The organism is Flagellimonas chongwuensis, from assembly GCF_013376415.1.
Taxonomy (GTDB): Bacteria; Bacteroidota; Bacteroidia; order Flavobacteriales; family Flavobacteriaceae; genus Flagellimonas; species Flagellimonas chongwuensis.
In genome coordinates, this window is record NZ_WYET01000004.1 from 754606 (window position 1) to 774252 (window position 19647).

The window sequence follows — 19647 nt, forward strand, 5'->3', positions numbered from 1 at the left end:
ATTAAGCTGAAGTATTAAATGCCGATTCCATCATTGAAATTTCCTTGTTGGAAATCCCTATTCCCTTTGCTACCGTCTTCCAATCCTTCACAACGATAACAACCTTATTGATAATGGCATCCATTTCATCTTCATTTAAGCGGAAAAATTCCCCAACACTCTTGGCCAGTTCAAAATCCAAGGAATTGTCGTCCATATCGATATTGAGTGCCAGTCCGTCCTTTTCAATGGATGGGTTCAAGTCATAGGCTGGTGACAGTTCCCAGCCTTTTTCGTTTAGGATAAACCCGTGATTCCGTAGGTGGTCGTCTGTATTCGATATGGCTATATTGAAGACTATCCTGCGCCAGAGTTGATGCAAATTGGCTTCAACATTGGTTCCGTAATTCTCGATGACATCGACGATATCGAGATAACTTACGGTTTGGGTTTTAAGTGTCTCCTCATTGTTTCCGGTCATTGTCATTGCCGATGCAAAATGGATCCGGCCATCTACTGAACGGTCAAAACGTTTGGTAAGGAAGGTATGATAAGAGCCCGAAATCTTTTCGATTTTTGATTCGGCCATTTCTATACCGCAGGCGGTCGCCAATTTATAGGCCAGATATTCCCAGGCCGCCTTGTCCAAAGTATCGGTCTTTGAAGGAAATTTTGCAATCCATAGACTTTTATCCTTCCCTGAGATGTTTGCTTTTGGCCGTGCACCACCCAATGATGAACCTGGAGCTATCAATACGGCCAACCATTGTCTTGTTTCTTCATTTTGGGTATCGTTTTCAAGCTGTTCAACGGCTTTTTGTAAATCACCAAGGAAAGACCAAGGTGGAGTAGGATTCTTGTCGTCATCATCCAAGAATGGGCCTTCCACATCTGTCTTGAAGCGAAGTGCACCCATTCGACTCTCATCATAGACTCCAAGCAAATAGTCGATTTCGTACAATGTTCTTGCCTTTTCGCCGCGCTCCCTTGCGTCTTGCGCTTCTCGTCGTTTCATCAGAGTCTTCCCCCAAGTGTCGGGCATACTGTCCAAGAATATTCCAAAATTTTCCTTATCGGTAGGATATTGAGGTCCCGAATAGAATGCAATATCCGGGTCAAGGCTTTGGTAAAGACCTTTGTCCAACCAATCTTTGTTGTACTCAAAACTGAAGGCTTTTTTTGCTTTTGCGAAATGTGCCGACAGCACACCTACTTGAATTGGACCATTTAGACCAATCCAATCGGCATATACATAAATATCGTATTTCCCTTGTGCCATAACCTATAATAAATCCAAGTCTTGAAGTTTACGACCGAATTCATCATCTTGGGCGATTTTTGAAAAATCGTTTTCAAGATTCAATACTCTCAGCACATTGAAATATAGACCTATGGCCACCGATGGATCTCCCTTTTCGATTCGGTGCAGTGTAGCACGGTGAATGCCCGCACGTTCCGAAACCTGTTCTGTTGTTAGCTTTCTGCGCTTACGGGCCAGTTTGATATTTTCGCCTATACCATCAAATATCTTCTGATATTTAGGAAGTATTATTGCTTTCTTTGAATTCATTTTATCGCTTATTAACGACAAATATAATGATTTAGTTGTAAATAAGCGACATTTTTTAATTTTGAAGAAAAAACCTCTTTCAGCTGATTCAGAAAAACTGTAGCGTCAACTTTGCAACAACCTATTGGATTTATCGTCTTGCAGTGATACTATAACCATAATCATCTTGTTTATTTTCCTGTTCAAGCTTGCTCCTTAAATCTCGAATATCATTGCTAATTTTCTGCTCCAAAACCCTGGCATAAACCTGTGTAGTCGAAATCTTTGTATGCCCGAGCATTTTTGACACCGTTTCAATGGGTACACCATTCGATAAGGTTACCGTAGTCGCAAAAGTGTGTCGAGCTGAGTGGAATGTCAGATGCTTATAAATTTCCAAAGAAGCAGCAATGTCTTTTATGTACACATTTATCTTTTGATTGGAGTACACCGGAAGTAGCTTCCCATTATTCAATTCCGAATAGGATTTGTAATTATCCAAAATAGAAAGTGCCTTGTCCAACAAAGGAATTTTAACAGGCTGCTCATTCTTTTCACGCTGGGTAAATATCCAGTAATCGCCATCAATGCCCCGCACAATGTTGTTTTCATTCAATTGTCTCACATCCGTGTAGGATAGACCCGTGTAACAGGCAAACACAAAAACATCCCTTACTATGTCGTAACCTTTGTTGTCTAATTCTGCTTCCTCAAAAATTTTGAGTTCTTCTTTGGATAGATACTCCTTTTTATGCCTATTGAATTTCAGCTTATAGCGTGCAAACGGGTTCTTGTCCAGCCATTCCAAGTCCATAGCAAAGTTCATCAATTTACGAAGTCGCTCCAAATGTTTCATCACCCCGTTATTGTTCAATGGATTGGCGTTCTGCAATGAAGGTCCTTTACGTAAATACTGTTCAAAATCTATGATGAAGCTGTACTTAAGATGCTTTAAAAAAATATCGCTTGTTTTCTTTTTATGGACCAGAAACCTTTTGATATAATTTTCCGTAGCATAGTAATTCTTCAGGGTGCCAGGCTTTAGAACTCCCTTCATATTTTGATTATGATAGGTCTCCAAGTCCAACAGGGTTTTATGCCCCTCATCTTGCCCGACGAACCTAGCTTTTATTGATTTTTCTGTAACAAGCTCAAAATCAGATGATAATTGTTTATAACATTCCAACAATTTAGCGTACACCTGGTCCAAATAGGTGTTCAATGCCTTGCCTTCAGGCGTTCTGGAGGTCGTTTTCTTGGATTTGGTGTCCCAATAGGTAACCGATGTTTGTCTTTGCAGACTGATTTCCGCACGTTTTCCATCAATGGTGACCCGTGCATAAATAGGTGCCAAATCGCATTTTTTCTTGGCCAGATTTAGCCAAAAATGAATACTGAAAGTTCTTGAAGTGCCCATAGACTCTCGCTTTAGGTGAATACTCGATTTGTTTCCGAAAGTCAAATCGAAGCGAAAGTCAAACGCTAATGAGTTACCAATGTAATGAAAAAATTCGGTACAAAATAGGTAACCGAATAGGTAACTTTTGTTTTGATATTAAAGCCAATCAAATTAAATCAAAAAAAATGTAATTATTTGAAAATCATTTGATTGACTTTTTAATGGGTTGCTTTAAAATCCATTTTGTCGGGATGACTGGATTCGAACCAGCGACCACACGCACCCCATGCGTGTACGCTACCAGACTGCGCCACATCCCGAAAAGGGACTGCAAAAATATAAATTTTGGTGATACTACCACCTAGCGCAACTAAAACTTTTTGGTACTTAGGTCATCATGGTTAAAATCTTTTTTCGAAGGCAGAATTTCCATTTAGTCTCGATATAGCGTAAAATGACCCACAAAGCGTTGTTTTTCAGTATCGTTTGCATTGACCACATACCAGTAGTCACCAGTTGGAAGTGGTTTTCCATCATAGTTTCCGTCCCATTTTTTCACTTGGTCCAAACGGGCCACAACCCTACCATAGCGATCATAAATGATTACATCAATATTCGGGAAGTATTCACGGTTTCCGGGATACCAATAGTCATTCATATTATCACCATCAGGAGTAAAGAAATTAGGCATTTCCGGCATTCCTTCAAAATTGAACGGCATTACCAAAGTAGCTTCACAGCCATTTTGGTCACGTACCATAATGGTGATATTGGAATCTTGTATGATATTAAAGACGTTCTCTTCACCAAAAGATTCACCTTGGAAGAAGTATTCATAACCACCAAAGCCTCCTGTGGCAATGGCCGTAACCTCATCTGGACCGGTTTTGGTGGCCTCCAACGTCAGTGGTTCATAGGCTTCAACTTCAAACTCTGTAAAGGTTACACATCCGTTGGCATGATAAATATATACGGTGTGCTCCCCTGCCGGTAAATCACCAAAGGTCCGCTGATTTGTAGCCATCTGTATATCATCCACATCCAAAGAGAACAATAGATTCGACAATTGTGAACCATCAGCAATATTTATGGTGACCGTACTATTAGGGAATATGCCCTCACAACCATATTCCACAACCGGTTCGGCAACAATATCGACGCCTATTCCGATTTCAGCTATTACATTCGTCTGGCAACCATTGGCATCACGAACAAAAACAACATAGGTTTCACCACCTTGAAGATTATCGAAGAAAAGACCATCATTTTGTACAAAGTCCGCATCGTCCGCAGAATTTACACTAGTGTAATATGGTGCAGTTCCTCCCGTAATCTCAAGGGTCATACTACCATCACCATCTCCCATACAAGTTTCCGGGGTGGTTTCCACAACTCCGGCCACCAACTCCATGGGCTGGGTAATCTCTACGGTTCTTGTAATGGTACATCCTAAGTCATCCTGAATGATAATGTCGTAAGTTCTTGGAGCTAAATCATTGAAGGTTTTCCTATTTGGATTGGCAGGATCATCTCCTTCAAAGAATTCGCTTAAGGTATCGGAAATCGAGTATCTAATCTGACCTGTTCCTCCGCTTGCTTCGATAATGATTTGTCCGTTCATATCCCCGGCACACAATACAGGTACGGCTTCTAAATAATCCAACACCAATGGGTCTTTTGGTTCAATATCAATCGGGGTCGACATCACTTCACATCCACCACTCTGAGCATACACAAAGTATCTTCCGGGGTTAAGTTCCCTGAATATCCCTGAATTCTGGGTGGGGCGTACTATGGATGCTGCCGTTACAGGCAACGTATTGGAGTTAACCAAAGTATAGGTGTAGTTTCCAATTCCACCGAATGCTTCAGAACGGATAATTCCCGTAGCTTCACCTGCACAGTTGATAGTTGCATTTGTCAAATCGAGATTGATGACCAACGGAGCTGCAGGGTCCAAGGAAACCTGGTTAGAGGTTTCATAAGGACATCCATTTGAATTTTGCACTTCGTATTGAAACGGTCCGGCGTCAACGCTAATATCCGCAGAAATTTGAACACTTGTCATCCCAACTCCGAAATCGATAAATGTACCACCTGTTCCCGCTCTTCTGTAGGAATAACTGACCCCAGGTTCTGGGTTGGTCACCGTAAGTTCCATGATACCCAAATCCCCACAACCCGGTGGTTGAATCTCCCTTAATTCAGCTATCACTATTTCCGGGTCCGAAATGGTAATCACATCTGTTTGGGCACTACAATTCCAACCATCAAAAATGGTAATTCTATAGTCTCCTGCGGAAAGGTTTCCAAATCGCGGCGTAGTTTGTAAACCGCTATTGGTCCCATCCGTAATTCTGTTTAATTGATACAGATAGTTTCCTGGGCCTTGACCACCTGCTTCGTTATAAGCCTCAATTATAGCGTCATTATCATTGTTACAGGCCAATGGGCTCACAATACGGATATCCGCCGTAATATCTGTTGGAGGTGGCAAGAATAAATTTCCGCTTGACTCACATCCTTCAATGTCTCTGATGTTTACCGTGTAGGTATCGGTTGATAGATTTTCGAATACTGGATTGGTATTTGGATAATCTACCACTATAGTTCCATCAGATGCCACCAATTGGTATTCGTAGGTTCCCCATCCTCCATCTCCTGAAGCTGTGATCTCTCCCAACCCGGGCACATTACAGGTAACCGGGGAAGTTTGCAATAAGTCAACGGTGAGGACCCTATCCGGAGAGCGCACCGTGGTAACATTGCTGACGGCATCACAAAACGGAGAATCCAAAGCTTCTATACGAACCACTAAGTTGCCTGCAGGAACATTTTCAATACGCTCTGGAGTGTTGATAGGTGAATTGGTATCAAACGTACCGGTTATACCTGTGCTCGTCTCTACTCCTGCGTTATCGCGCGCAAAGACCTCATAATTGTATTGACCGCTATAATTATTGATTTCTAAACTGATAACACCATCCGAACCGTTGAAACAGGTCACGGGCTCCAATTCGGCGATAACAGCTTCAATAGTATTGTACTCTGGCATATTGATGGTTGTGGTCAAGTAGCTACATCCGCCACTTCCCACATCGGTAACTGCAAAAATGTAGTTCCCTGGGGTGGCAATATCCCAAGTGACTCTATCGCTTCCTCCCGAGCTACGAGCAGGTTCCGAGCCCAAAGGCAATATTTGCACCTCATAATCTCCAGCGCCCTCATTGATTATGATATCAATGGAGCCTGCACTTACCCCGCTTCCGGTAGCATCACAGGTAATTGGATTCACATTATAACTAAAAGTGATGTCCGTTGGGGTGTTGATAGTAACTGTATCGGTAATTTCACAACCATTTTGATCCCTCGCTGTCAAAACAATGGACTGATTGGTTCCATTATCGATTACTTCAAAAGTGTTGCTGGTTTGGAAATTGGTTCCATCAAATTGTGGGGTTCCATCATTCATACTGTACGTGAACGACCCAGAACCAGTAGCTGCTCCTGTTCCGTCACCATTGGTATCAGTATAAACGGTAATCGTAGCTGTACTAAATTGATTGCTCGATGGATTACAGCTAAACTCTGTGTTCACTGCATTGATCTGAACTTGCGTAGGTTCGTCAATTATGATATCCCCTGAACGATCTGCACATCCCCTATCGGAAACTACCTCAACTTGATAGGTTCCCTGCGGTAGATTATCAAAGAGATTGGTCAATTGTGGTCCTGCCACTATTGTTGATGAAGAGCCTTGGTACAGTACATAATTTATTGGAGTATCAGTGGCAGTTAACGGGTCCAATTCCACAGAAATTGTTCCATCATCAGCTCCAAAACAGGTAATATCGCTTTTTGGTGTAGCCGTAATCGCTGGAGTATCCACCGTGGAAACAATCACCTCGGCCTCATCGGAACACAAAGGACTTGTATTTGAATCCAAATCCGTTACCAAAATATTGTAATCCCCGGGGTTAACATTGTTAAAAACATTGCTGGACTGGGGCAGTCCTATATCCGTTAAGGTAGCGGCATCCCTTAATTGGTACCTGAAATTACCACTACCTCCAGTGGTATTTACGGTAATTACACCATCACCTGCATTACAGGTCGGGTAAGATGTAGCATCTGCTGAAATTGCGAAGAAGTCAAATACCTCCGCAGTTACCGTGTTGGTACATCCGTTGCCGTCCCTTACGGTAATCACATAACTTCCCGGATTAGGTACAATAAATGACGTACTCGATTGGAACCCACTTCCTAAATCGTACTGGAACGTTTCTTCCGGCAATCCGGAACCTGTGGAAAGTGGAGAAACTATGTTGATTTGATATCCGCTGGTGGCCGTACACTGGTTTATCACATCGATTACGGGGTCAGGAACGCCCGCCTCTTGGGTCACCGTTAGTGTGGTCAAAGCAGTACAGCCATTGGCATCCTGTACATAAAAGTCGTAGTCTGCTGGATAAGGCCCTGGTACTTCAAAAGTAGTTTCTGATGTAAATGTTGATGGTGCTGCACTTCCTGCGGGTACATAGGCATAACTGTAAGGCTCCGTACTTCCAAAACCTCTTAAAGTAACCAAAGCTCCGGCATTACATGTAGCTTCCACAAAATTGTCTATGGCTATGGAAACTGAACTGATATCGATAAACGCCAAAGTACTTCCACTACATCCCGTGGTATCGTCCGTGACGATTATTTGATAGTTCCCGGGCGCCAATCCTGTGATTGTTCCATTGTAAGGTATGGTTTCCCCAGTAAAAGATTGCGTTGAAACGGTTACTCCAGTATCCGTATTTTGAATAGTTACCGTAAAATTGCCAGCTGGCGAAATTCCAGAAACCTCATAATCAATGGAACCACTGCCAGCCACATTACACGAAGCCGACAAGGATGTTGCGCTAACCGTAACAGGACTGGTTGGACCGATGGGTTCAATTTCTTCAATATAGGTACAGCCGTTGGCATCCCTTACTTCAACAAAGTAAGTGACACCGGGAACGACTTGACCGGTTACATCAAAAATATCGTTGTTAGGGCCCTCTCCCAGTGTCCATGTGGGATCTCCCACAAGTCTAAATTCATAAGGTTCGGTTCCCCCACTGGCTTGAACACGATACGAAAATGAAGTATCAGAACATACTGTTGGTTCCGCATCAATAGGTGTCAAATCCAATTGATTTTGATCGATAACCACCTGAACGCGATCCTCACAACCTAAAGCATTAGTAATAACGACAGTATAATTGCCTAGAGGTAGGTTAGGAAAGGTGACCGTTGGGTCTGGTGAGCCTGGTGATGAAGCTACGGTTCCACCAAATTCATCCACCAACACATAATCATAAGGTGCCGCCGCTCCTGAAGTTACGTTGGCTTGAATAGATCCATAAACCTGATTAAATATTGATGAACAAACGGCATCCGTAGGCGTGGCAGTTGCTTCCAATGGGTCACTAGAACCTATGGTTACATCATAAATAGGGCTAATACATCCTCTACTATCGCGAATTACAAACCCGGTATGGGTTCCCGCTCCATAACCCGAGAATATGTTCTGGCTACCAAAGGTTGTCCCTCCGTCATTACTATATTCATAAGGAGGTATTCCTTGGGTGGTATCCGGAATCAGTTCTACAATACCACTTGTATCGTCCCCACATTGGGTGTCTGTTCCCACCACACTACCGGCAATGGTCTCTGGAGGGGAGATAGTCACCGTATTGGTTTCCGTAACACATCCCCGTGCATCGGTTACACTGAACTGGAAGGTAGTATCTGTAATAATGGAACCATCGTTAGGAACACTGTACACAAAGGAATTTCCTGTAATATTGTTGTTATCCGTTGTATAAGGGGCGCCGTTGACGCTCACTTCATAAGTGCCGTAATCACCAGATGATGTATACCCATTGCTTATATTTACCTGAATTTGACCTGGAGGGCCTGCACAATCCAACTCTTGAATAGTAGTGGCATTTGCCATTAATTGAGGTTCGATAGTGAAGGACACGGTATCCCTACAATCATTGGCATCAACTACCTCAATAGTATATGCACCTGGAGTAAGACCGTTAAAACTGTTGCTACCTCCTAATACACCACCATTAATTCGGTATTGATAGGGTGCCAATCCGCCCGAAGCATTTACCACAAGTGTCGCTGCCGTAAAGTTATCGTAACAAAAATCGGAAGCTGCCATATCCAAAGTAAGCGTCGGAGCATCTAAACGTGTCAAGGTAAAAGTATCCGTAACAGTGCAACCGTTGGCATCACTTACGCTCACTTGGTACGTTCCTTCTTGAGAAAGATTGGAGAAGGTACTTCCGTTCTTTGGTCCTCTTGTGGAACCATCGGGCTGCGTCAAGGTATATCGGTTACCTCCCCATCCTCCGACGGTATTAACACGAACGGCCCCGGTATTTCCATTCTGACAGCTCATGTCGGTTATATCCAGACTAGAGATATTGAAAGCTGTTGATGGCTCTTCTATCACCAATGTCGCTGTATCCGTGCAATTGGTTTCTTCATCGGTCACGGAAATCACGTAGCTTCCGGCGGATAGAGAGGTCAAAGCAATGATGCTATTACTCTGCCCTGTGGATACTGGGCCACCATCAACACTATAGCTATATGTTGAGTTGAATCCATCCACCAAAAATCGCCCTTGGCCGTCGGAATCTCCCAAACAGGTAACCACTCGGGTCTGCTGGGCTTGGACACCTATGGAGCTGATATCGGTAATGGCATAGTTTTCTTCGTAAGAACAACCTTCATCATCGGTTACCCTAAATGTATAGGTACCCAATCCTAGCCCTGTAAATGTATTGTTGTTACCATTGTTCACGGCACTGGCGGAAGGTGCAATAATTTCATAAGTATAAGTACCCGAACCACCTGTTACGCTTAAATCCAAAGAGGCCGTAGTGGTTATACAATCCAAGCTAGAAATACTGAAATCGATATCCGTTGGTTTGTTCAAACTGTTAAAAGGAATGTCGGGCAAGGTCTGCACACAACCGTTGGCGTCACGCACCATCGGAGTGTACGTTCCGACCCCTAAGTTGGAAAATACATTGTTGGTTCCAAAACCAGCTCCAATGCTATATTCATAAGGTGCAGTTCCCCCGGAAACTCCGGAAATGGTTATTTGTCCACCATTTTCATTGGTACAGACAGGAAAACTATCTGGAGTAGCCGTTGCCGTTATGGTTGATGGTGTTCCTATAGTTACTGTTTGAGGTGCAGTTGTACAAGTGAAAGAATCTTGCTCATACCTAAGCACCAAATCGTAGATACCCGGTGCCAAGTTGGAAAACACATTACTTACTTGAAAGCTACCTCCATTATTGATGCTATATGTGATTTCATAACCAAATCCACTCGTTACATTAACCGTGACCCTACCATCGTTGGCTCCGCCACAATTGGCATCTTCTTCCGTAAAAGTGAATATCGGGGGCGGAATATCTTCAACATCCACCGCTGCAGTTCGCTGACAGCCGTTTGCATCCTCGACCAAAATATTGTAGGTTCCGGCAGTTGAGACGGAAAAACTCGAAGTACTGGAATAAGTTGAACCAAAAGGTCCTCCATCCACACTAAATCGATAAGGTGCAGTTCCTCCACTGGTGGACACATTCACATTTACTGATGTAGCGCCGCATCCAAAACTGTCGGAAGCTGTCGCAGAGACCGCTAATGGGCTTATTCCTCCTCCAATTACAATTGGGTCGCCATCAATATCGGTAGTAACCGTTTCCGAACAGTTATTGGTTTCTACACGAATGTTGTAGGTACCAGGACTTACGTTGGCAAAGGTGTAAGAGTCAGCCCCATTTGGACCAAATGTATCCACTGTCACCCCATTCTTCACCAGTCGGTATGTATAAAAACCGGGCACTCCGGAAACGTCCACGTCAATACTGCCCAATTCCCCACTACATAAAATATCATGGGTGGTCACATCTACATTGATATCTAAATCATCAACCCTCAACATATTTGATGGAAAAACACATGCTGTTTCCGATACATTTTTTAAACGCACATATACGCGATAATCGCCTGGAGTTGTTATATCAAAAAACGGGGCATCTTGGTAAGGTCCTGCGGTACTGTTCAAACTGTATTCGTAACCTGCAGGAACATTCGTAACCTCCACTCTTCCCGGGTTCCCACAAACGATGTCTTCCTTGATAAGTTGTGGGTTCAATGGGTTCAGAGTTGACTTGAAGTAATAATATTGACCAGAATTTACACGTACCCTAAACTCTCCTGCTGTTGACAAATTAAAAGTGGCTCCCGTACCGACCGTATTCCAAGTACAGGCATTATTAATCGTAGGACAATCGTCCACCACTGTTGGAGCACAACTATTTGGATCTAACTGCTGCCACTGGTAAGAACTCCCTGATTGACTCAGGGTGAGTGTTCTGGTATCGCTGGTACCGCACAAAAAGAATTTGGCCACCGTGCTCCCATCATTGGGACAGGTAACCTCTTGATTGGCGCCATTGATAATGGTGGCAAACATTGCGGTCGTTGCGAACAGCTCTCTTTCTTCGTTGGACGCATTTTTTGAGGTTGCATCTAGATTCTTTTCTTGGGTATCGGCCTCTGTTGTTTTGGAAACCATATTTACTATAGCCCGAGCAACATGAGTTTTTGCTAATACTGTGGAACCGAAGATTGAAATGAACACCAACAACACGGCATATATAAAATGCCTTGTTTTTTGTGGGAGCATAGGTTAAGTCTTGTTAAGAAGAACATTTAGATTTGGGATCTCAATATTCTTTAATAGTAATTTTCTGTTCTTATAAAATTTCTCTTTATCTTTTGTGGAACGACGTCAAAAATGCCGTTTATCCATAAAATCTGTTATTTCAACGTAAAATTATGCAAAATAGTCTCTTATTTCCCATTTTTTTCGTTGTACTGCTTAGTACATCTTGCGCACAAACCCGCGATAAAGACATAAATACCCCCAAAACCATTGATTTTACTAAGGAGTTGGTGGTTGATGGTATTCAGAACGGATGGGGCATGGTTTTCTTGCCCGATGGCGCCATTTTAACATCTGACAAAGCCGGAAGACTCCTTCTCCATACATCTGGCAATACCAAAGAGATTGAAAACCCGCCTAAAGTTTACAACAGAGGACAGGGTGGATTAATGGATATTGAGTTGCATCCAAATTACGGTAAGAATGGCTGGATATATTTCTCCTATGCCTCAACCGAAGGTGATGATAAGGGAGGACATACAGCCATAATGAGGGCGAAATTAGCCAATACCAAGCTGGTAGACATTCAGCAACTTTACAAAGCGAGCCCCAACTCAACCAGAGGACAACACTTTGGATCAAGAATTGAATTTGACCAAAATGGATACCTGTACTTTTCCATTGGAGAAAGAGGGAACAGAGATGTGAATCCACAAGATATTACCCGGGATGGCGGTAAAATTTATCGGTTACATGATGATGGCAGCATTCCCAAAGATAATCCGTTTGTTAACCAATCAGGCGCCAAAAAAGCCATATGGAGCTATGGACACCGAAATCCTCAGGGCCTGGCATTGCATCCGGAAACAGGGGCCTTGTGGGAACACGAGCATGGTCCAAGGGGCGGGGATGAAATTAATATTATTCAAAAAGGAAAAAATTACGGATGGCCCATTGTTACTTACGGAATCAATTATAGTGGTACAAAAATCACTGATGAAACGTCCAAACCGGGCATGGAACAACCCTTATATCAATGGACACCTTCCATTGCTCCATCGGGAATGACATTCGTTACATCGGATAAATATCCTAAATGGAAAGGTAGCTTACTGGTGGGGTCTTTGGCATTTCAATATCTTGAACGGTTGGAGCTAGAGAACAACAAAGTGGTATACCGGGAAAAGCTACTGGATGGCATAGGAAGGGTCCGCAATGTGCGCCAGGCCCCAGACGGTTTTATCTACGTTAGCGTAGAGGGCCAAGGCATCTATCGCTTGGTTCCCAAGTAAAATGGGCTACTTTTTGAGTGCATCTACCGCCAACTTTACCGAGCCATATTTTATTAGCGCTTTTTCGGCATCATCATAATCAAGACCAAGCTCCTCCATAATATAGCGGGTGCCTCTATCCACTAATTTGGTGTTGCTCAATTGCATGTTCACCATTTTATTTCCTTTTACCCTACCTACTCGAATCATCAGGGCAGTGGAAATCATGTTGAGCACCAATTTTTGGCTGGTCCCACTTTTCATTCGGGTACTACCGGTCAAGAACTCGGGCCCCACGTTCACTTCAATGGGAATATCGGTGGATTGAGCCAATGGTGAACCAGGATTGTTGGTTATACCTACCGTCAGAATACCGTGTGCTTTGGCACCCGCCACGCCTCCCAAGACGTAGGGGGTTGTACCCGAAGCGGCAATCCCGACCAATACATCATTTTCATTGATACTGTATTCTTGGAGGTCTTTCCATGCTTGTGCCGTGTCATCTTCTGCATTTTCCACTGCTTTGCGAATGGCCTGGTCCCCTCCTGCAATAAGTCCAATCACCTTATCGTAGGGCATTCCAAAGGTCGGCGGAATCTCAGAGGCATCAAGTATTCCAAGTCTACCACTGGTACCCGCACCAATATAAAATAGCCTGCCTCCTTTTTCAAAACGTTTGGCCATTTCATCAACCACTTTAGCCACTTGAGGGAGCACCAACTCAACAGCATCCGCTATTTTCTTGTCTTCATTGTTGATATTGGTCACGATATCCAAAGTATCCATTTCATCCAATCGATCATAATTGGATGGTTCCTCAGTGATCTTGATATGTTTCTCTACCACTACTTTATAGTATTTGTATGTTCAAATTTTTAAATGCTTCTAATTTTGCGTCCCAAGGTTCCAGCTCTGTAATCATAGTATTGATGACATTTAGGTGGCAAGTTTTAAACCGATGTTGGGAATTTAGCTTCTCCGAGATGCATAAAAGCACTGTTTTCTTTGATGCATTGATCACTGCCTTTTTGGTCTGCACCACATCCCAATCAAACTCCGTTAACCCAAATTCAGGATCCACATAACCCGTCCCAATAAAACTATAATCTACTTTTATATCGGATAAGGCATGGATTGTACTGGGCCCCATAGCCATTTGTGAATCCTTGGAAAGCGCTCCCCCTATAAAAATAGTTTCAACATTGGGTTTACGCAACAATTCCATGGCCACAGGCAAACTTAAGGTAAAGCAGGTAAGCTTCAGGTTTGTCGGCAATAATTTTGCCAGCTCCAAACATGTGGTTCCTCCATCAATAAGAATTACACTGTTGTTCCTCAGCAAACTTATGGCCTTTTTTGCTATGATAATTTTCTTGTCCAAAGCGTAAACATTGTTCCGTTGAGGGGCATGATTTGTAAACCCCAATGAAACCGCACCACCATGCACCTTGATAAGCATATTTTCCTCATCAAGTTCCTTGACATCCCTTCTTACGGTATCCACGGATACATTGAGTTTATCCGCCAAATCCGTTAGCAGTACCCTATTGTGCAATTCCACCTCATTCAGAATGGAATGTTGCCTTTCTTCCTTTAGCATCTAATAAATCCTTGACATCTAATAAATTCAAAAGTAGAAAACAATTGCAACATATCTTTTAAATCAACTACAATATTTTTTTAAACTTGCAAAAAACTGCAATTTGATTGCAGTTTTTTTCGATTTTTAATTATATTTGCAGCATAAAATTGGTCAAAACCCATTAAAACATGCAAGAATTAGCTGACAACTCATTAAAAAACGAACCTCTCGATGCCGAAACCGTGAAGTTCGAAAAGATTAACACACAGATTTATCAAGATTCGCAAAGCGCATCTTGGTACGTAGCCAATGAAATTGCAAGCCTTATCAAGCAAAAACAAGATCAGGGCCAAAAAGCTGTTCTTGGGCTGGCAACAGGATCCACCCCCACGAAAGTTTATGACTACTTGGTCCAATTTCACAAAGAAGGAAGGTTGAGCTTTAAAAATGTGGTCACTTTCAATTTGGATGAATACTTTCCCATGGAACCAGACTCCATACACAGCTATGTTCGTTTTATGAATGAACACTTGTTCGACCATATAGACATAGAACCCCACAATGTGCATATACCAGATGGAAGTCTATCCAAAGAAGAAATCAGGAAATATTGTTTGGATTATGAGGAAAAAATTCAAAACGTAGGAGGAATTGATATTCAAGTATTGGGTATAGGTAGAACGGGGCATATTGGATTTAACGAGCCCGGCTCATCGCTAAAAAGTAAAACCCGACTCGTACGGTTAGATCGCGTAACCCGACTCGATGCCGCAAGTGATTTTTTTGGAGAGGAAAATGTTCCCCGCAGAGCCATAACCATGGGGGTCGGTACCATTATGGAGGCCAAAAGAATCATAATCATGGCATGGGGAGAAGGAAAAGCCCCCATTGTACAGCAAGCCGTTGAAGGCGAAATAAAAGAGTCTGTTCCCGCTACTTTCTTGCAACATCATAAAAATTGTGATTTTGTACTGGATGATGCTGCTTCTTCCTACTTGACCAGAGTTAAAACACCTTGGTTGGTAAGCGAATGCGAGTGGGACGAAAAACTTATAAAAACGGCATCCATTTGGCTCTCTGGAAAATTGGACAAAGCCATACTAAAATTAACCAATGAGGACTACAACGAACACGGGATGGGCAATCTAATTGCCGAAGTGGGATCTGCTGAAAACATCAACCTTTCTGTATTCAATCAACTGCAACGCACCATTACAGGCTGGCCTGGAGGGAAGCCTAATGCGGACGATAGTCAAAGACCCGAAAGAGCACAGCCTTACCCCAAAACATCGTTGATTTTTAGTCCACACCCCGATGATGATGTAATTTCCATGGGCGGTACCTTGCTACGATTGGTTGACCAAGGTCACGATGTACATGTAGCTTACCAAACTTCTGGAAACATTGCCGTATTTGATGACGAAGTCATACGTTTTTTAGATTTTGCTACCGATGTACAAAAAGACAACAAAGATCTTCGCAAGAAATTTAAAGAAGTACGCAAGTTCCTAGCCAATAAGAAACCTGGAGAATTGGATAGCCCAGAAATTCAAGAGTTCAAAGGACTCATCAGAAAAGGGGAAGCCTTGGCCGCCTGTCGCTATTGCGGGGTTTCTGAAAAAAATGCGCATTTCCAAAACCTACCCTTCTATGAAACTGGTGCCGTAAGAAAGAAACCTCTTTCCGAAGAAGATGTACAGATTACCTATGACTTGCTCAATAAGCTCAAACCTCATCAAATATTTGCAGCAGGGGATCTTTCCGATCCACACGGAACCCACAGGGTATGCTTGGATGTGATTTTCAAGGCTATTCAACGTTTGGTGGACGAAGGTTCCAATTGGATTCGTAACTGTTATGTTTGGCTGTACAGAGGTGCATGGCAAGAATGGGACATTGCCGATATGGAAATGGCCGTACCTATCGGTCCAAAAGATATGTCAAGAAAAATCAATGCCATTTTTAAGCACCAATCCCAAAAGGACAGTGCTATGTTCCCTGGAAACGACAAAAGGGAATTCTGGGAACGTGCCGAGCAAAGAAACAAGGATACTGCAAGACGTTACAACCAACTTGGAATGGCAGAATACGAAGCAATGGAAGGCTTTGTACGATACCACTTTCAATAAAACAATACATCATTTAAGTTGTTAGTTGTTTAATTTAATCTAGCAAAAAGGCCTACATTTAATGCACACGTAGGCCTTTTTTATGTTTATAACACTTGATAATTACAATTGATTTTCCCTTTCCATACCATTAAAAAACAACCCAAATGAATGTAGCTCCGAAAGACAAAAATGCTTGGCTGTGGATTCCGTTTTTATATTTCACACAAGGAATACCATACATTCTAGTGGTCACCGTTTCCGTAATTATGTACAAACGTTTAGGTATTGGAAATGCCGAAATAGGATTGTACACCAGTTGGTTGTACCTCCCATGGGTAATAAAACCTCTTTGGAGCCCAATTGTGGATTTGAACTGTACCAAGCGCAAATGGTTTTTGGCCATGCAATTGGTAATTTCAATGGCATTTTTAGGAATTGGATTGTTTCTTCCCTCCAATTCATTTTTTATAATAACGTTAGCGTTCTTTTGGATGGCTGCTTTTGCCTCCGCCACCAATGATATTGCTTCCGATGGGTATTACATGATTGGACTTACTCAGAAAAAGCAATCCTTTTTTATTGGACTTAGAAGTACATTTTATCGGTTGGCCATGGTAACCGGGCAAGGACTTTTAGTGATTTTCGCAGGTTTTTTGGAGAACAAGTATGGTGATAATACCAAAGCATGGTCCGCTACTATGATAAGTGCTGCCGTTTTAATGATCATATTGACTGTTTCCAACTTTTTTACTGCTCCAAAATTTGAAGAGACCACAACCGAGCTCAAGGAAAAACCAGCAGGATTCTTTGAGGTATTCGCAACATTCTTCAAAAAGCATCAAATCGGAGTGGCCCTTTTATTTGTTTTGACATATCGATTGGGCGAATCCCAATTAGTGAAAATGGCATCGCCTTTTTTATTGGATGATTTAAAAGTGGGCGGATTGGCCTACTCCACCGAAGCCGTCGGAACCATTTACGGCACGGTCGGTGTCATCATGTTATCACTTGGCGGTATACTTGGTGGTATTCTGATTTCACGTGACGGTCTTAAAAAATGGATGCTCCCCATGCTTTTGGCCCTTAACCTGCCCAACGCACTCTACGCCATACTGGCCATAACACAAGCAACAAGCATTTATGCAGTTGTCGGCACCGTAGTGTTGGAGCAATTCGGTTACGGTTTTGGTTTCGCTGCTTTTATGATGTACCTGATATATGTGGCCGAAGGCGCCTCAAAAACCTCCCACTATGCCATTGCCACTGGTTTTATGGCATTGGGCATGATGCTTCCCGGTATGCTGAGCGGGTATATTCAGGAATGGTTGGGGTACGATGGTTTCTTTATTTGGGTGGTAATTGCCGCCCTTCCCGCGTTTATAGTGCTACGCTATTTAAAATATCCTGCCGATTTCGGCAAAAAAACGGCTGAATCCAATGACTAACATATCGAAAACTTATACCCTTCCCGCTGAACCATTGAACTTAAAACAAAAAGTTGGTCAATTGTTTATGCCCGCTGTTTTCATCAACGATACCGAAGAAGAGGTACAACAAATGGAAAAGCTTATCAAGGAGCAGCATGTAGGTTCCATTTGCTTTTTCCATAGTAGGGCCAGTGCGGCCACCAATTTTGAAGGGAAGAAAAAGATTGTTCACAACGAAAAAAGCTACGACCGGTTATTGGAACTTATCGACCGTTATCAAAATGCAGCAAGCGTTCCCTTATTGATTGCCATTGATGCCGAATGGGGTCTTGCCATGCGTATTGAAAACACACCACAATACCCGTATGCCATTACGTTAGGAGCCTTAAAAGATAACCATGAGCTTGTTTTTAAGGTCGGTGAAGCTATCGGCCAGGATTGTAGATCAGCAGGCGTACATTGGAATCTCGCCCCAGTTGTGGACATCAACAATAATCCAGAAAATCCAGTAATCGGCTATCGTTCTTTTGGGGACGACAAAGAAAAAGTTCTTGGAAAAGCTGAAGCATTCATCAAAGGAATGACCCATAGCGGAACCTTGAACTCCATAAAGCACTTTCCCGGACATGGTGACACGGCCACAGATTCCCATTTGGGACTGCCGGTTATAGACAAATCCATGGATGAGCTTATGGAGAATGAGCTGTACCCATTCAAAAAATTGATTGAATCAGGGATAGACTCAGTGATGGTCGGCCATTTGTTACTGCCCCAGTTAGATTCGGAAAACCCGTCCACCACATCGTCCAAAATCATTTCCGGTTTGCTAAGAGAGCAATTGGGTTTTAATGGAGTCGTAATTTCCGATGCTTTGAATATGCATGCCGTTTCCAAAAGGTACCCTGAAAAAGGAAAACTGGAATACGCCGCTTTTACAGCGGGCATGGATGTGCTCTGTTTTAGCGAAAATGTGAAAGAGGGAATCGATGAAATAATGGCAAAAGCTACCGAAACAAGAATCCAAGAGAGTTTTGAAAGGGTTTGGGCGATGAAGGATAAGATTTTCAAAAAAGAAAATTACTCCAAATCACAGGGCGCTGAAATGCAAACAGATTCCATATTGAATCGTGAAATTGCCCAAAAGTGTATAACGGAACTCTTCGGAGACGCTGCATTGGTCGAAAAAGTAAAAAACGCTGATTTTTTGAACGTTTCGGTCAGTTTTGATAAAAAAAATCGCTTTTCCGAGCTGATTTCATCCAATTTTGGTTCAAAAAGCATGAATTTGGATGAAGCTCTTCTATCAGAAAAAGAATGTGTCCTCCTGAGCGTATTTCCTCCTGCGGTAAAGCCTAAAGACCAATTTGGGTTTGATAAAAAAACGTTAGCCAACATTCATAGGGTATTGGAAGAAAAAAATACTTTGATCTACCTGTTCGGCAATCCCTATGTGCTGGATATTTTAAAATTGCAACCATCGTCCAATGTGGTGTTGGTATATCAAGATTTTCCGGAGTTCCAAGAAGTTGCATTTGAACATTTCTCCGGTAAAATTGAAGCTCGGGGAAAACTTTCTATACAATTAAAAACCTTTTGAC

10 protein-coding genes and 1 tRNA gene are annotated in these 19647 nt (G+C 42.6%); 4 read left to right on the plus strand and 7 right to left on the minus strand.

The features are described from left to right. Position 1: 1 nt before the first annotated feature. From GUA46_RS10480 to GUA46_RS10500, 5 genes are all read right to left on the minus strand, one after another. Entirely contained in the window at positions 2–1258 is a 1257-nt protein-coding gene (locus tag GUA46_RS10480) for a type II toxin-antitoxin system HipA family toxin (RefSeq protein ID WP_176620446.1), read from the minus strand. 3 nt (positions 1259–1261) lie between these two features. Then, on the minus strand, positions 1262–1549 hold the full coding sequence (locus GUA46_RS10485; RefSeq protein ID WP_176620447.1) for a helix-turn-helix transcriptional regulator: 288 nt from the start codon (positions 1547–1549) through the stop codon (positions 1262–1264). Positions 1550–1679: 130 nt separating this feature from the next. Further along, positions 1680–2945 carry a site-specific integrase gene (locus GUA46_RS10490; RefSeq protein WP_176620448.1) on the minus strand — a complete coding sequence of 422 codons (1266 nt, stop codon included), beginning with the start codon at positions 2943–2945 and terminating at the stop codon, positions 1680–1682. Positions 2946–3173: 228 nt separating this feature from the next. Further along, positions 3174–3247, minus strand: a tRNA-Pro gene (locus tag GUA46_RS10495). A 113-nt stretch (positions 3248–3360) separates the two neighbouring features. Continuing rightward, entirely contained in the window at positions 3361–11679 is an 8319-nt protein-coding gene (locus GUA46_RS10500; protein WP_176620449.1) for a T9SS type B sorting domain-containing protein, read from the minus strand. Positions 11680–11831: 152 nt separating this feature from the next. Here GUA46_RS10500 and GUA46_RS10505 point away from each other — a divergent pair, with 152 nt between their 5' ends. Next, positions 11832–12950 carry a PQQ-dependent sugar dehydrogenase gene (locus GUA46_RS10505; protein ID WP_176620450.1) on the plus strand — a complete coding sequence of 373 codons (1119 nt, stop codon included), beginning with the start codon at positions 11832–11834 and terminating at the stop codon, positions 12948–12950. Positions 12951–12956: 6 nt separating this feature from the next. Here GUA46_RS10505 and murQ read toward each other — a convergent pair whose 3' ends face one another. Together murQ and GUA46_RS10515 are read right to left on the minus strand one after the other, a co-directional pair. After that, the gene (murQ, locus tag GUA46_RS10510; protein WP_176620451.1) at positions 12957–13775 is read right to left on the minus strand and encodes an N-acetylmuramic acid 6-phosphate etherase; all 819 of its coding nucleotides are present in this window, start codon (positions 13773–13775) and stop codon (positions 12957–12959) included. Positions 13776–13779: 4 nt separating this feature from the next. Beyond that, positions 13780–14529, minus strand: a complete 750-nt coding sequence (locus GUA46_RS10515; protein ID WP_108246663.1) for a DeoR/GlpR family DNA-binding transcription regulator — start codon at positions 14527–14529, stop codon at positions 13780–13782. 170 nt (positions 14530–14699) lie between these two features. On the opposite strand from GUA46_RS10515, the gene nagB reads away from it, so the two are divergent. The 3 genes from nagB to GUA46_RS10530 all read left to right on the plus strand — a co-directional run bounded on the left by nagB (position 14700) and on the right by GUA46_RS10530 (position 19646). Continuing rightward, complete coding sequence (gene nagB / locus GUA46_RS10520) at positions 14700–16640, plus strand: glucosamine-6-phosphate deaminase (RefSeq protein WP_176620452.1); 1941 nt, start codon at positions 14700–14702, stop codon at positions 16638–16640. Positions 16641–16786: 146 nt separating this feature from the next. Then, on the plus strand, positions 16787–18067 hold the full coding sequence (locus tag GUA46_RS10525; protein WP_176620453.1) for an MFS transporter: 1281 nt from the start codon (positions 16787–16789) through the stop codon (positions 18065–18067). Then, positions 18060–19646: a glycoside hydrolase family 3 protein gene (locus GUA46_RS10530; protein WP_176620454.1), complete on the plus strand. Its 1587-nt coding sequence runs from the start codon at positions 18060–18062 to the stop codon at positions 19644–19646. The genes GUA46_RS10525 and GUA46_RS10530 overlap by 8 nt, the downstream gene beginning before the upstream one ends. The last annotated feature ends 1 nt before the right edge of the window (position 19647 follow it).

Coding starts and splice junctions, on each gene's coding strand:
- GUA46_RS10485 (WP_176620447.1), bottom strand. CDS start 1,549: ATGAATTCAAAGAAAGCAATAATACTTCCTAAATATCAGAAGATATTT.
- nagB (WP_176620452.1), top strand. CDS start 14,700: ATGCAAGAATTAGCTGACAACTCATTAAAAAACGAACCTCTCGATGCC.
- GUA46_RS10530 (WP_176620454.1), top strand. CDS start 18,060: ATGACTAACATATCGAAAACTTATACCCTTCCCGCTGAACCATTGAAC.
- GUA46_RS10500 (WP_176620449.1), bottom strand. CDS start 11,679: ATGCTCCCACAAAAAACAAGGCATTTTATATATGCCGTGTTGTTGGTG.
- GUA46_RS10525 (WP_176620453.1), top strand. CDS start 16,787: ATGAATGTAGCTCCGAAAGACAAAAATGCTTGGCTGTGGATTCCGTTT.
- GUA46_RS10480 (WP_176620446.1), bottom strand. CDS start 1,258: ATGGCACAAGGGAAATACGATATTTATGTATATGCCGATTGGATTGGT.
- GUA46_RS10515 (WP_108246663.1), bottom strand. CDS start 14,529: ATGCTAAAGGAAGAAAGGCAACATTCCATTCTGAATGAGGTGGAATTG.
- GUA46_RS10490 (WP_176620448.1), bottom strand. CDS start 2,945: ATGGGCACTTCAAGAACTTTCAGTATTCATTTTTGGCTAAATCTGGCC.
- GUA46_RS10505 (WP_176620450.1), top strand. CDS start 11,832: ATGCAAAATAGTCTCTTATTTCCCATTTTTTTCGTTGTACTGCTTAGT.